Raw genomic sequence first — 12,388 nt, forward strand, 5'->3', positions numbered from 1 at the left:
CAGTACAGAAGTGTTGAGTTACGAAGAAGTCCCAGGGGGATCACCACATGCGACTCATACGACCGACCCGCGCCGCACGCCGGGGAACGGCACTCCGCCGGTCCTCCTCGGTGCTCGCCGCGGCCGCGGCCGCCACCGTCCTCGCGCTGACCGCCACCGCCTGCGGGCCGGAGGAGGACAACGCGGGCGGCGAGCCGAGCGCCTCCACCGGCCAGTCCTCGGACGGCAAGATCACCATCCCGGACGACCTCAAGGACCGGCTCAAGAAGCACGGGATCGATCCGGACAAGTGGCGGAACGGCGAGTGGAAGAACTGGGACAAGGACAAGTGGCTGCGCGAGGCCAAGGACTTCGTCAACCCGATCATCGAGGACCTCTGGGACCCGGACCGGATGCGGGACGCGGACAAGGCGCCGCAGAAGCCGGTCGACAACGACATCTCGGGTGACAGGGGCGTCACCGACCCGACGCCCGTCCCGGTCCGGGCCGCCGGGGTGGAGACCCCGTACCACACCAGCGCCGCGGAGTCCGGGAAGCTGCTCTTCGACGGCCCCAAGGGCTCCATGGTCTGTTCCGCGACCGTGGTGAAGGACCCGGCGCACCCGGGGAAGTCCAACATGGTGTGGACCGCCGGGCACTGCGTGCACGCGGGCAAGCAGGGCGGCTGGTACCGCAACATCGCCTTCGTTCCCTCGTACAACAACGACGGCCTCTCGCTGGCCGAGCTGAAGAAGGCGACCAAGCAGCAGATCGCGCCCTACGGCGTGTGGTGGGGCGTCTGGGCCCAGACCTCCGAGCAGTGGATCTCGCAGGGCGCTTCGACCGGCGGGCTGGGTGCTCCGTACGACTTCGCCGTGCTGCAGGTCGCGCCGGAGAAGGGATCGACGGGCAAGTCCCTGGAGGAGACGGTCGGCTCCGCGCTGCCCGTCGAGTTCAACGCCCCGGCCGTGCCGAAGATCGAGAGCATGACGGCGACCGGCTACCCGGCCGCCCCGCCGTACGACGGCCAGAAGGCGTTCCAGTGCGCGGACAAGCCCGGCCGGCTCTCGCTGGTCGAGCAGGATCCCACGATGTACCGCATCGGCTGCAGCATGACCGGCGGCTCCTCCGGCGGCGGCTGGGTGGCCGCGGGCCAGGACGGCAAGCCCGCGCTGGTGTCCAACACCTCCATCGGCCCGGTCACGGCCGGCTGGCTCGCCGGGCCGCGGCTCGGCAAGGAGGCCGAGGGAATCTACGAGGCGGTCAGCAAGAAGTACGCGGGACAGTGACGACGGACCGTCGCCCGGACCGGTCCGGGCGACGGTGACGGCATCTCGGGGCCCCGGCGCGGCAGTTGTGCGCCGGGGCCCCGGCACGTGCGCGGCCCCTCCTCGCCGGTTCCGGTGGCGAAAAGCGCCTCCCGAACCGTCATAGGGTGGGGCTGCGTCCTGGGCGGCCAGCGGGTCCGGCCGCCCTTTCGCGTGACAAGTTCATGGCAATTTCAGTTATTTCAGGGGGAATTCCTTCCATGCGATCCATACGTTCGCTGCTCGCCGCGACCGGCATGGCCGCCGCGCTCGCGCTGACGGCCACGGCCTGCGGGCCGGAGGAGGACAACGCGGCCGACAAGCCGGCCGCCGCCGAATCCGCAGGCGGCGAGAACAGCGGCGGTTCCCTCTCCGACGAACTGGCCGATCAGCTGAAGAAGCACGGCGTCGATCCGGACAAGTGGCGGAACGGCGAGTGGAAGAACTGGGACAAGGACAAGTGGCTGCGCGAGGCCAAGGACTTCGTCAACCCGGTCATCGAGGGGCTGTGGAAGCCCGAGCGGATGAAGTCCGCCAAGGACCCGGCGAAGACCATGGCGACCGGTGACGTCTCCGGCGGCCAGGGCGTCAGCGACCCGGAGCCCGCCCCGGTGACGGCCGTGCGCGAGAAGACCCCGTACCACAACTACGCGGCCCCGGTCGGCAAGGTGTTCTTCGACTCCCCCGAGGGTTCGATGGTCTGCTCCGGCACGGTCGTCAAGGACCCGGAGAACCCGGGGAAGTCCAACATGGTGTGGACCGCCGGGCACTGCGTGCACGCCGGTTCGAAGGGCGGCTGGTACCGCAACATCGTCTTCGTGCCCGCCTACAACGACGAGGGCAAGTCCGCCGCCGCGCTGAAGAACGCGCAGCCGCAGGAGGTCGCCCCGTACGGCGCGTACTGGGCGGACTGGGCCACCACGTCCGGTGAGTGGATCACCGGCGGCGGTCCCACCGGGGGCGAGGGCGCTCCCTACGACTACGCGGTGCTGCACGTGAAGCCGGAACGCGGCACCAAGTCGTTGGAGGAGACCGTGGGCAACGCCCTGGAGGTCGAGTTCGACGCCCCCGAGATCTCGCAGATCAGCGGCATGGGCGCCTGGGGGTACCCGGCCGCTCCCCCGTACGACGGCCTGATCATGCACAAGTGCGTCGACCGTCCGGGCCGGCTCTCCATCAGCCCGAGCACTCCGGCGATGTACCGCATCGGCTGCACCATGACCGGTGGCTCCTCCGGCGGCGGCTGGTTCGTGAAGGGCCGTGACGGAAAGTCCGTGCTGGTCTCCAACACCTCCATCGGCCCGGTGACCTCGGGCTGGCTGGCCGGTCCCCAGCTGGGAGCGGGTGCCGAGGAGGTCTTCACCACGATGACCGACAAGTTCGCCGGCCGGTAACGGAACGGCTGCCGTACGCCCGAAGGCCCGCCCCCTCAAAGGGGGCGGGCCTTCGGTCTCTGCGGAGCGGTGCGGTCGTGCGGTCAGTGCGCCACGGGGACGAACGAGGAGAGCTCCGCGGCAAGCTCCTCGTGAACCCGCGCCTTGATCAGGGTGCCGTCCGAGGTGTGCTCCTCGGAGAGGATCTCGCCCTCGGCGTGCACCCGGGAGACGAGTCCGCCCTGGATGTACGGCACGAGCGCCTCGACCTCGACCGACGGCCGGGGCAGTTCGGTGTCGATGAGCTCCAGCAGCTCCTCGATACCGGCACCGGTGCGCGCCGAGACGGCGATCGCGTGCTTCTCGATGCGCAGCAGCCGCTGCAGCACCAGCGGATCAGCCGCGTCCGCCTTGTTGATCACCACGATCTCGGGCACGTCGATCGCGCCCACTTCGCGGATCACCTCGCGCACCGCGGCGAGCTGCTCCTCCGGCGCCGGGTGGGCGCCGTCCACCACGTGCAGGATCAGGTCGGACTCGCCGACCTCCTCCATCGTGGAGCGGAACGCCTCGACGAGGTGGTGCGGCAGATGCCGTACGAACCCGACGGTGTCGGCCAGGGTGTAGACCCGGCCGCTCGGCGTCTCGGCCCGGCGGACGGTCGGGTCCAGGGTGGCGAACAGTGCGTTCTCCACCAGGACGCCCGCACCGGTCAGCCGGTTGAGCAGCGAGGACTTGCCCGCGTTGGTGTAGCCGGCGATGGCGACCGACGGCACCTTGTTGCGCTTGCGCTCCTGGCGCTTGATCTCGCGGCCGGTCTTCATCTCCGCGATCTCCCGGCGCATCTTCGCCATCTTCTCGCGGATCCGACGCCGGTCGGTCTCGATCTTGGTCTCACCGGGACCACGGGTGGCCATGCCGCCACCGCCGCTGGAACCGCCGCCGCCCATCTGACGGGACAGCGACTGACCCCAGCCGCGCAGGCGCGGCAGCATGTACTGCATCTGGGCCAGCGAGACCTGCGCCTTGCCCTCTCGGGACTTGGCGTGCTGGGCGAAGATGTCGAGGATCAGGGCGGTCCGGTCGACCACCTTCACCTTGACGACGTCTTCCAGGTGGATCAGCTGGCCGGGGCTGAGCTCACCGTCGCACACGACGGTGTCGGCCCCGGACTCGAGGACGATGTCGCGCAGCTCCAGCGCCTTGCCCGAACCGATGTAGGTGGCCGGGTCCGGCTTGTCGCGGCGCTGGAAGACGGCGTCGAGCACCTGGGCGCCCGCCGTCTCCGCGAGCGCGGCCAGCTCCGCGAGGGAATTCTCCGCGTCGTGCACGGTCCCCGAGGTCCAGACGCCGACCAGCACCACGCGCTCCAGGCGCAGCTGCCGGTACTCGACCTCGGTGACGTCCTCGAGCTCGGTGGAGAGGCCGGCCACCCGCCGCAGCGCGGCGCGCTCCGAGCGGTCGAACTGCTCGCCGTCCCGCTCTCCGTCGATCTCGTGGCTCCAGGCGACGTCCTCTTCCATCAGGGCGTCGGCCCGAAGGCTCTCGGTGAGGCTTTCGGTGACATTCTCCGTAGCGCTCTGCGCGTTCTGCGCGTCCTGGGGAAGGGAAGAAGAGGAGGTCATTGGATCCTTACGTCGTTGGAAATCCGGGGGAGTCCGGTACATCAGTCACAACGCGTGACCTCTCCCGATGATTCCCGCTGTGGGGAATCTCCGTTCCGGTCACCGCGGCGACTCGTCGATAGTGGCACGCACCGCCTCGCGCGTCACTGGATTTATCGCTGTGCGACGGGCTCGTCACTGCGCCAGTCGGGGTGCCCCGGCATCGGCGGCGTCTTCTCCCCGTACAGCCAGCCGTCGAGGAACGGGGCCAGGTCACGCCCCGCGGTCCGTGACGCCAGCCGGACGAAGTCCTCGGTGGTGGCGTTGGAGTCCCGGTGCTTCTGCACCCAGCTCCGCTCCAGCCGGTCGAACGCGTCCTTGCCGATCTCCTGGCGCAGCGCGTACAGGATCAGCGCGCTGCCGTCGTACACGACCGGCCGGAACAGGCTGATCTTCTGTCCGGGCGCCGGGGGGTACGGACGGGCCGGCGGACCGCCCGCGGCGCGCCAGCCGTCGGACCTGGTGTACGCCGCGCGCATCCGGTCCTGCAGCGGCCGGTCGGCGTGCTCCTCGGCGTAGCGGGCCTCGTACCAGGTGGCGTGCCCCTCGTTGAGCCACAGGTCGGACCATGTCTGCGGGGAGACGCTGTCGCCGAACCACTGGTGGGCGAGCTCGTGCACCATCACCGAGTCGACGTACCACTCCGGATAGCCGGTCCCGGTGAACAGGGAGCGCTCGAAGAGCGAGAGCGTCTGGGTCTCCAGCTCGAAGCCGGTCTCGGTGTCGGCGATCAGCAGCCCGTACGTCTCGAAGGGGTAGCGGCCGACCTGCCGCTCCATCCATTCCAGGTGGGCGGGCGTCTTGCGGAGCCAGGGTTCGAGCCGCTCGCGGTCGGCGCTCGGCACCACGTCGCGCACCGGCAGTCCGTTCGGTCCGGTCCGGTGCAGGACGGTGGAACGCCCGATCGTGACCTGGGCCAGTTCGGTGGCCATGGGGTGTTCGGTGCGGTAGGTCCAGGTGGTGTCGTCGCCGTGCCGGACCGTGCCGGCGGGCAGTCCGTTGGCCACCGCGGTGAGGCCGTCGGGGGCGGTGACCCGGAAGGTGAAGTAGGCCTTGTCGGAGGGGTGGTCGTTGCTCGGGAAGACCCGGTGCCCGGCGTCGGCCTGGTTCGCCATGGCCAGGCCGTCGGCGGTGCGCACCCAGCCCCCGGCGCCCTTGTCGTCGTCGGGGGCGCTGGTGTGCCGGACGGTGATGCGCAGCGGCGCCCCGGCCGGGAGCCGGCCCAGGGGCTGGATGACCAGGTCCTCGTCCGCGACGGCGAAGTCGGCGCGCAGACCGTTCACTTCGACCTCGCGGACGGTTCCCCTGGCGAAGTCGAGGTTGATCCGGTCCAGTTGCTCGGTGGTCCGTGCGTCGATCCTGGTGACGGCGTCCAACGGCTTCTTGTTGTCGCCGTGGTAGGTCAGTCCGATGTCGTAGGCGAGGACGTCGTACCCGGGGTTGCCCAGGTTCGGGAAGAGCGGGTCCCCGATGCCGAGCGGCCGGGGCGAGGGAAGGGTGGCGGCGACGAGGGCGGCCGATGCGGTGACCAGCAGGGCGGCCCGCAGGCGGCGGGAGATGAACGGCATGGACTACCGCTACCAGCGACTTCCTCCCGGGCAGGCGCGGCGCGCGCCGCGCCACCCGAACGGGGCCCCGGGCCGGTCCCCCGCACTGCCGTCTGCCGCACGGGAGCGGTCCGCACGGGGGGAGCAGGCCGGACGGGCGGGCCCGGTGGCGGACGGCGCCGCACCGCGGGATCAGACGGTGGCCGCGGGCTGCTGGGCGCGGCTCACGTCGTACACCCCCGGGACGTCGCGCATCGCGCGCATCAGGGCCGGCAGTCCGGCGGCGTCGGGGAGTTGCAGGGTGTAGGTGTGCCGGACGCGCTGTTCGCTGGGGGGTTCGACGGTGGCCGAGACGATCGCGGCGTCCGCCGTGGCGATCGCCTCGGTGAGGTCGGCGAGCAGCCGGGGGCGGCCGAAGGACTCGGCGACCAGCGTGACCCGGCATTCGGCGGCGTCGCCCCAGCTCACGCCGACCGGCACCCGGCCGACGGACCGCATCCGGACCGCGACGGGGCACTCCAGCCGGTGCACGGTGACGGCGCCGCCGCGCACGACGAAGCCGGTGACGGCGTCGGGGGGCACGGGGGTGCAGCAGCCCGCGAGGCGCACGGTGGCGTCCGGCCGGTCCACCACGGCGTTCGCCGTGCGGCCGTCGGCCTCCCGGGGCCGGGGGCCGTGCCCGGGATCCTCGAGTCCGCCGGGGTGCGCGGCCCGGGTGCGCGGCCCGGGGCCGGAGCGTGCGGGCCGGTCGTGGTGCGGGTCCTCGGCGCTCTCGGGGTGGGTGTCGAACCAGCCGGTGATCGCGATGCGGGCGGCGGGGGTCCTGGCGTGGTCGAGCCAGTCGGGCGAGGGGCCGGAGGCGGCGTCCTCGGCGAGCAGCAGCTGCACGGTGTCGCCGTCGCTCAGCACGGTGCCCAGGGTGGCCAGTCTGCCGTTGACCCGGGCGCCGATGCAGTCGTGCGCGTCGTCCCCGTACTGCGCGTAGGCGGCGTCGACGCAGCTGGCCCCGGCGGGCAGTCCGAGCGTGCCGCCGTCGGTCCGGAAGACCGTGATCTCCCGGTCCTGGGCCAGGTCGGCGCGGAGCGTGGTCCAGAAGGTGTCGGGGTCCGGGGCGGACTGCTGCCATTCGAGGAGCCGGGAGAGCCAGCCGGGGCGGGTGGGGTCGGCGCGCTCCCCGTCCGCGGGTTCGGCGGTCTGGGGTCCGGTGCCGTTCTCCGCGGCGTACGGATTGCCGAGGGCGATGACTCCGGCCTCGGCGACCTTGTGCATCCGGTGGGTGCGGATGAGGACTTCGGCGACCGCACCGTCCGGACCCACGACGGCGGTGTGCAGCGACTGGTACAGGTTGAACTTGGGGGCGGCGATGAAGTCCTTGAACTCGGAGATCACGGGGGTGAAGCAGGTGTGCAGTTCGCCGAGCACGGCGTAGCAGTCGGCGTCCTCGCCGACGAGCACCAGCAGCCGGCCGAAGTCGGTTCCGCGCAGTTCGCCGCGTTTGATGCCGACCCGGTGCACAGAGACGAAGTGGCGCGGCCTGATGAGGACTTCCGCGGTGATGTCCGCTTCCCTCAGCACCGTCGAGACGTTCTCCGCGATGGCCGCGAGCGGGTCCTGGGGGGACGTTCCGTCGGTGCCGGCCGCCCGCTCGGAGGCGGCGGCGATCAGTGCGCGGGTGTGCTCGTACTCCTCGGGGTGGAGGATCGCGAAGACGAGGTCCTCCAGCTCGGTCTTGAGCGCCTGCACGCCGAGCCGTTCGGCGAGCGGGATCAGTACGTCGCGGGTGACCCTGGCGGTCCTGGCCTGTTTCTCGGGGCGCATCACGCCGAGGGTGCGCATGTTGTGCAGCCTGTCGGCGAGTTTGATCGACATGACCCGGACGTCGTCGCCGGTGGCGACCAGCATCTTGCGGAAGGTCTCGGGTTCGGCGGCCGCCCCGTAGTCGACCTTCTCGAGTTTGGTGACGCCGTCGACGAGATAGCAGACCTCCTTGCCGAACTGCTCCCGGACCTGATCGAGGGTCACATCGGTGTCCTCGACGGTGTCGTGGAGCAGCGAGGCGGTGAGGGTCGTGGTCTCGGCGCCGAGCTGGGCGAGGATCAGCGTGACGGCGAGCGGGTGCGTGATGTACGGCTCGCCGCTCTTGCGTGTCTGTCCGCGGTGCGAGGACTCCGCGAGCACGTAGGCCCGGTGCAGGATGGAGAGGTCCGCGTCCGGGTGGTGGGCTCGGTGGGCCTCCGCAACGTGACTGATCGCGTCGGGCAGCCGGTCGCGGGACGTGGGGCCGAGCAGCGCGACCCGGCCGAGCCTGCGCAGGTCGATCCGGGGACGGCCCCGTCTGCGGATGGGAGCATCTGGGCTGGTGGCCTCTGCGCTCATGGGGCACCTCCGGCGACGTCGACCGGCGGTGGGGAGGCGCGGTCGTGCCTCCGGGCCGGTGCTTGATGCTACCGAGCCCACCACGTGGCGGAGACCCGCTCTCGCCCAGCGTGAAACGGATCACCCATTCGAGCGAAGCTCCGAGGGCTTCCGTTTGGGTCCCGGAGTGCTTTTGACCGCGTTCGGCCAATACTTCGGGTCCTTCGTCCGGGGGCGGGCCGGGCCGGTTCCATCAGGTTCGGCCCGCCCCGGGCGGGGCAACGACTAGCCGAGCGCCGCTTCGAGCCAGGCGGGGTCGATGAAGCCCTCGGCGACGATCGTGGCCGGTCCGGTCATCTCGACCTCGCCGTCCGGCCGTTCGGTGATCACCAGGGTGCCGCCGGGCAGGTCGACCGTGTACGTGACGGGGGTGCCGGTCTCCGCGGGGTCCGTGCCGTCCCGGCGGGCGGTGGCGACGGCCACGGCGCAGGCGCCGGTGCCGCAGGAGCGGGTCTCGCCCGAGCCGCGCTCGTGGACCCGCATCGCGACGTGGCGCGGGCCGCGGTCCACGACGAACTCGATGTTGACGCCGTCGGGGTAGACGGCGGCGGGGCTGTAGGGCGGCACCGAGAACAGCGGGCCGGCGTGTGCCAGGTCCTCGACGAAGGCGACCGCGTGCGGGTTGCCCATGTTCACGTTGCGGGCCGGCCAGCTGCGGCCGTCCAGGCTGACCGTCACCCCTTCCTCCGGCAGGCGGGCGCGCCCCATGGAGACCGTGACGTCGCCGTTCTTGGCGATGTGCACCCGCTTCACGCCGCCCCGGGTCGCGATGGCGAGGTCGCCCTCCTCGACATGTCCGGCACGCTGCAGGAAACGGGCGAAGACCCGCGACCCGTTGCCGCACATCTCGGCGACCGAACCGTCGGCGTTGCGGTAGTCCATGAACCACTCGGCCTCGGCCGCCATGGCCCGTGCCTCGGGGTGCGCGGAGGACCGTACGACGTGCAGCAGGCCGTCGCCGCCGATGCCGGCCCGGCGGTCGCAGAGGCGGGCGACGAGGTCCGGGGACAGGTCGATGGCGTTGTCCGGGTCGGGAACGATCACGAAGTCGTTCTCGGTGCCGTGGCCCTTGAGGAAGGCGATCTGGGAGGTGCTCACGGATCAACTGTACGAAACGGGCCGGGCGGCCGCCGGGACCGTCCGGCCCCCGGACGACCCGGTCGCGGGGGCCGGTGCCCCGGTGAGGCCCGGGGTCCGGCCCGTGTCCCGGAGCTCAGTGGCGGAGCCGCGCCACGCGCCAGACGGCCAGGGCGACCAGCGAGACGCCCACGAGCACGTACAGCACGATCATCCGCCAGTCGGCCCGCTCGCCGGAGCCCTTCTTGGGCAGGCCGGGCCAGGTGTACCCCACCCGGCGGGCGGCCATCATGCCCCAGCCCGCGGCGCAGCAGCTGATCAGCAGGCCGAGCATGGCCACCACCGCACCGCCGTCACCGAACTCGAAGGCCAGCGGGAAGGCGAACATCAACGATCCCACCGCGGCGAGCGTGACGATCGGTGCGAGCTGCCAGATCCGCATTCGACGCACGGGGCGCAGCTCGACCTCGACCTCGGGGGTCGCTTCGAGCTCGTCGGGCCCGTCGGGGCTCAGTCCCGGTGCCCCGTGCAGGGTGTCCGGTGCGTCCTGTTCAGTGTCACGAGGGCCGGCCTCCATCGCCACGCGCCCTCCCAACTCGGACCTCACTGTCGATCGATGCTCGATGATGGCACGCTCCGGGGCACCGAAATGACGGGCGGGGCTTCCCGATGCCATCACGTGATCAGGCTGTAACCGCTCGTTCGATCAACGCCAGCGCCAGGTGCGGGAGTTCCCCGCGGTCCTGGACGGCGCCGCTCAGCCACCGGACCCGCGGGTCCCGACGGAACCACGAGTCCTGGCGACGGGCGAACCGCTTGGTGGCGCGGACGGTCTCGGCGCGCGCCTCGTCCTCGGTGCATTCCCCGGCCAGCGCGGCGAGCACCTGCTGGTAGCCCAGCGCCCGGGCCGCGGTCCGGCCCTCGCGCAGCCCCCGCGCCTCCAGTGCGCGCACCTCGTCCACGAGCCCGGCCTCCCACATCCGGTCGACCCGCCGGGCGATGCGTTCGTCGAGTTCGGGGCGGGCCACGTCGACGCCGATCTGGACGGTGTCGTACACCGCGTCGTCGCCGGGGAGGTTGGCGGTGAAGGGCTTGCCCGTGATCTCGATGACTTCGAGCGCCCGGACGATCCGGCGGCCGTTGCTCGGCAGGATGGCCCGGCCCGCTTCGGGGTCGGCGGCGGCGAGCCGGGCGTGCAGGGCCCCGGAGCCGCGCTCCACCAGCTCCTCCTCCAGCCTGGCCCGCACCTCGGGGTCGGTGCCGGGGAACTCCAGGGCGTCGATGGCACCCTTCACGTAGAGCCCGGAGCCGCCCACCAGGACGGGGGTGCGGCCCGCGGCGAGCAGCCGGTCGATCTCGGCGCGGGCCAGCCGCTGGTACTCGGCCACGCTCGCGGTCTCGGTGACGTCCCAGATGTCCAGCAGGTGGTGCGGGACGGACCCGCGTTCCGGGAGCGTCAGCTTCGCGGTGCCGATGTCCATCCCCCGGTAGAGCTGCATGGAGTCGGCGTTGACCACCTCGCCGTCGAGCTGCTGGGCAAGGAATACACCCAGATCGGACTTTCCGGCCGCGGTGGGGCCGACGACGGTGATGACCCGCGGTGCGGGAGCTGAACTACTCACCGCCCCAGTCTCGCAAACCCCGGCGCCTGCTCCCAACGAGTGAGGGAGGAGCGACGCCGTGCGACGCCCCGACCCCCACCGGACGAAACGCTTCCATTTCCGCCCCAGTAGAATTCGAAGTGAATGTGGGCGTTTCTCCCTTTTGGGGAAGCGTCCGACCCCAGTCCCCCAGCAGGGAAGGTGCCCGATGGGCTTCCTGAACAATCTGAAGGCCAAGCTGAGCCCCGCCAAGGAAAAGGTCGGCGAACTCGCGCATCAGCACGGGGGCAAGATCGACCAAGGGCTCGACAAGGCCGCACGGGCGGTCGATCAAAAGACCAAGGGCAAGTACAGCGACAAGATCGAGTCCGGCACGCGGAAGGCCAAGGACGCGGTCGAGCGCCTGTCCCACAAGGACGAGGGTGGTACGCCGCCCGCTTCCTGACCATGCGCTGAATCAAGTCCGGGGACGGCCGCACGGCGATGCCGTGCGGCCGTCCCCGGCCGTTCGGAGCCGTCGGCTCAGGACCACGCGGCGACGAGGTACCCCACGCCGTACGGGGCGTCGTCGTACAGCAGCCGCCCGTCCAGGCCCGCACCTCGCGCCGCCCCCGCGAGCACCTGCCAGGGGGCCCGGCCCGCCGCCTTCAGCTCGTACGCCAGCGCCTCGTCCAGCGCGAGCAGCGCGTCGGGATCCGCCGCGCCCAGTGCGCGGGCCGCGGCCGCGTCGAACGCCTCGGCCCGTTCGTCCAGGTAGCCCGGGGCCTTGAGCGTGCGGCAGGCGCTGCCGTCGCCCAGCACGAGCAGCGCCACCCGCTCCGCCCGGTCGGCCAGCATCCGCCCGGTGTCCGCGCAGCGGCCGGTTTCGAGCGGTTCCCCCACTCCCAGCCCCTCGACCGGCACACCGGCCCATTCCGCGCGGGCGAGCAGCCAGGCACCGACGGAGAGGGACGGCGGGAGCGGGGCCGCCCCGGCCGGTGCGAGGTCGCGCCCGAGCCGTACGCCGAGGTCGACGCCGAAATCCCCGAAGGTGCCGGTGGCGCCCTCGGGGTGCGGGCCGCGGCCCGCCCGGTCCGCCGGGCCGATCACGACCAGCAGCTCGGGGCGCGCCGCGGCGAGCACGCCGAGGGCCTCGGCGCAGGCGTCCCGCAGGGCGTCGAGCTCGGGGGCGGCACCGGCGGCGACCTCGGGCACCAGCAGGGGCGGGCAGGGGCAGACAGCGGCGGCGACAAGCATGGTGGGCAGCGTACTGCTTGGGCCCGGTACGCCGGTCGGCCGCCGTCGTCCGCCGGACGGCCGACCGGTCCGGGGTCAGTCGCAGCCGCAGCCGCTGCCCGCCGCGGCGGGCAGCGGCGGGGGGGGCCCCCGGCCGCGCGCCGCCCCCACCACCCCCCCCCCCGCGGGGGCGGCGGGCCCCCGGGGGCG

The 12,388-nt window shown here is 72.0% G+C and carries 10 protein-coding genes; 3 read left to right on the forward strand and 7 right to left on the reverse strand.

The annotated features are described in order from the left end of the window. Positions 1 to 47 precede the first annotated feature (47 nt). Together ABZZ04_RS17490 and ABZZ04_RS17495 are read left to right on the forward strand one after the other, a co-directional pair. Positions 48 to 1,268: a hypothetical protein gene (locus ABZZ04_RS17490; RefSeq protein WP_356933086.1), complete on the forward strand. Its 1,221-nt coding sequence runs from the start codon at positions 48 to 50 to the stop codon at positions 1,266 to 1,268. A gap of 239 nt (positions 1,269 to 1,507) precedes the next feature. After that, positions 1,508 to 2,680 carry a hypothetical protein gene (locus tag ABZZ04_RS17495; protein ID WP_356933087.1) on the forward strand — a complete coding sequence of 391 codons (1,173 nt, stop codon included), beginning with the start codon at positions 1,508 to 1,510 and terminating at the stop codon, positions 2,678 to 2,680. A gap of 83 nt (positions 2,681 to 2,763) precedes the next feature. Here ABZZ04_RS17495 and hflX read toward each other — a convergent pair whose 3' ends face one another. The 6 genes from hflX to miaA form a co-directional block, all read right to left on the reverse strand. Beyond that, on the reverse strand, positions 2,764 to 4,284 hold the full coding sequence (hflX, locus tag ABZZ04_RS17500) for a GTPase HflX (protein WP_356933088.1): 1,521 nt from the start codon (positions 4,282 to 4,284) through the stop codon (positions 2,764 to 2,766). A gap of 152 nt (positions 4,285 to 4,436) precedes the next feature. After that, positions 4,437 to 5,891 carry a M1 family metallopeptidase gene (locus tag ABZZ04_RS17505; protein WP_356933089.1) on the reverse strand — a complete coding sequence of 485 codons (1,455 nt, stop codon included), beginning with the start codon at positions 5,889 to 5,891 and terminating at the stop codon, positions 4,437 to 4,439. A 171-nt stretch (positions 5,892 to 6,062) separates the two neighbouring features. Then, a complete protein-coding gene (locus tag ABZZ04_RS17510) occupies positions 6,063 to 8,246 on the reverse strand; it encodes an HD domain-containing protein (protein ID WP_356933090.1) in 2,184 nt (727 codons plus the stop codon). Positions 8,247 to 8,510: 264 nt separating this feature from the next. Next, positions 8,511 to 9,383, reverse strand: a complete 873-nt coding sequence (dapF, locus tag ABZZ04_RS17515; protein WP_356933091.1) for a diaminopimelate epimerase — start codon at positions 9,381 to 9,383, stop codon at positions 8,511 to 8,513. 115 nt (positions 9,384 to 9,498) lie between these two features. Continuing rightward, positions 9,499 to 9,939, reverse strand: coding sequence for a hypothetical protein (locus ABZZ04_RS17520; RefSeq protein ID WP_356933098.1), 441 nt, complete (start codon positions 9,937 to 9,939; stop codon positions 9,499 to 9,501). Between the two features lie 106 nt (positions 9,940 to 10,045). Continuing rightward, positions 10,046 to 10,984, reverse strand: coding sequence for a tRNA (adenosine(37)-N6)-dimethylallyltransferase MiaA (gene miaA / locus ABZZ04_RS17525; RefSeq protein WP_356933092.1), 939 nt, complete (start codon positions 10,982 to 10,984; stop codon positions 10,046 to 10,048). A 187-nt stretch (positions 10,985 to 11,171) separates the two neighbouring features. On the opposite strand from miaA, the gene ABZZ04_RS17530 reads away from it, so the two are divergent. Then, positions 11,172 to 11,408 (forward strand): antitoxin, encoded by a 237-nt coding sequence (locus tag ABZZ04_RS17530; protein WP_356933093.1) that lies wholly within the window; start codon positions 11,172 to 11,174, stop codon positions 11,406 to 11,408. Between the two features lie 77 nt (positions 11,409 to 11,485). Here the strand turns inward: ABZZ04_RS17530 and ABZZ04_RS17535 are convergent, their stop codons facing one another. Further along, the gene (locus ABZZ04_RS17535) at positions 11,486 to 12,199 is read right to left on the reverse strand and encodes a class III extradiol dioxygenase subunit B-like domain-containing protein (RefSeq protein ID WP_356933094.1); all 714 of its coding nucleotides are present in this window, start codon (positions 12,197 to 12,199) and stop codon (positions 11,486 to 11,488) included. Positions 12,200 to 12,388 lie beyond the last annotated feature (189 nt).

The organism is Streptomyces sp. NPDC006435 (genome assembly GCF_040612315.1).
In the GTDB taxonomy this organism is placed as follows: Bacteria; Actinomycetota; Actinomycetes; order Streptomycetales; family Streptomycetaceae; genus Streptomyces.

What these genes read in the sequence shown, in the direction of transcription:
- ABZZ04_RS17490 (WP_356933086.1), top strand. Translation starts at nt 48, where the DNA reads ATGCGACTCATACGACCGACCCGCGCCGCACGCCGGGGAACGGCACTC.
- ABZZ04_RS17495 (WP_356933087.1), top strand. Translation starts at nt 1,508, where the DNA reads ATGCGATCCATACGTTCGCTGCTCGCCGCGACCGGCATGGCCGCCGCG.
- ABZZ04_RS17510 (WP_356933090.1), bottom strand. Translation starts at nt 8,246, where the DNA reads ATGAGCGCAGAGGCCACCAGCCCAGATGCTCCCATCCGCAGACGGGGC.
- ABZZ04_RS17520 (WP_356933098.1), bottom strand. Translation starts at nt 9,939, where the DNA reads ATGGAGGCCGGCCCTCGTGACACTGAACAGGACGCACCGGACACCCTG.
- ABZZ04_RS17505 (WP_356933089.1), bottom strand. Translation starts at nt 5,891, where the DNA reads ATGCCGTTCATCTCCCGCCGCCTGCGGGCCGCCCTGCTGGTCACCGCA.
- hflX (WP_356933088.1), bottom strand. Translation starts at nt 4,284, where the DNA reads ATGACCTCCTCTTCTTCCCTTCCCCAGGACGCGCAGAACGCGCAGAGC.
- ABZZ04_RS17535 (WP_356933094.1), bottom strand. Translation starts at nt 12,199, where the DNA reads ATGCTTGTCGCCGCCGCTGTCTGCCCCTGCCCGCCCCTGCTGGTGCCC.
- ABZZ04_RS17530 (WP_356933093.1), top strand. Translation starts at nt 11,172, where the DNA reads ATGGGCTTCCTGAACAATCTGAAGGCCAAGCTGAGCCCCGCCAAGGAA.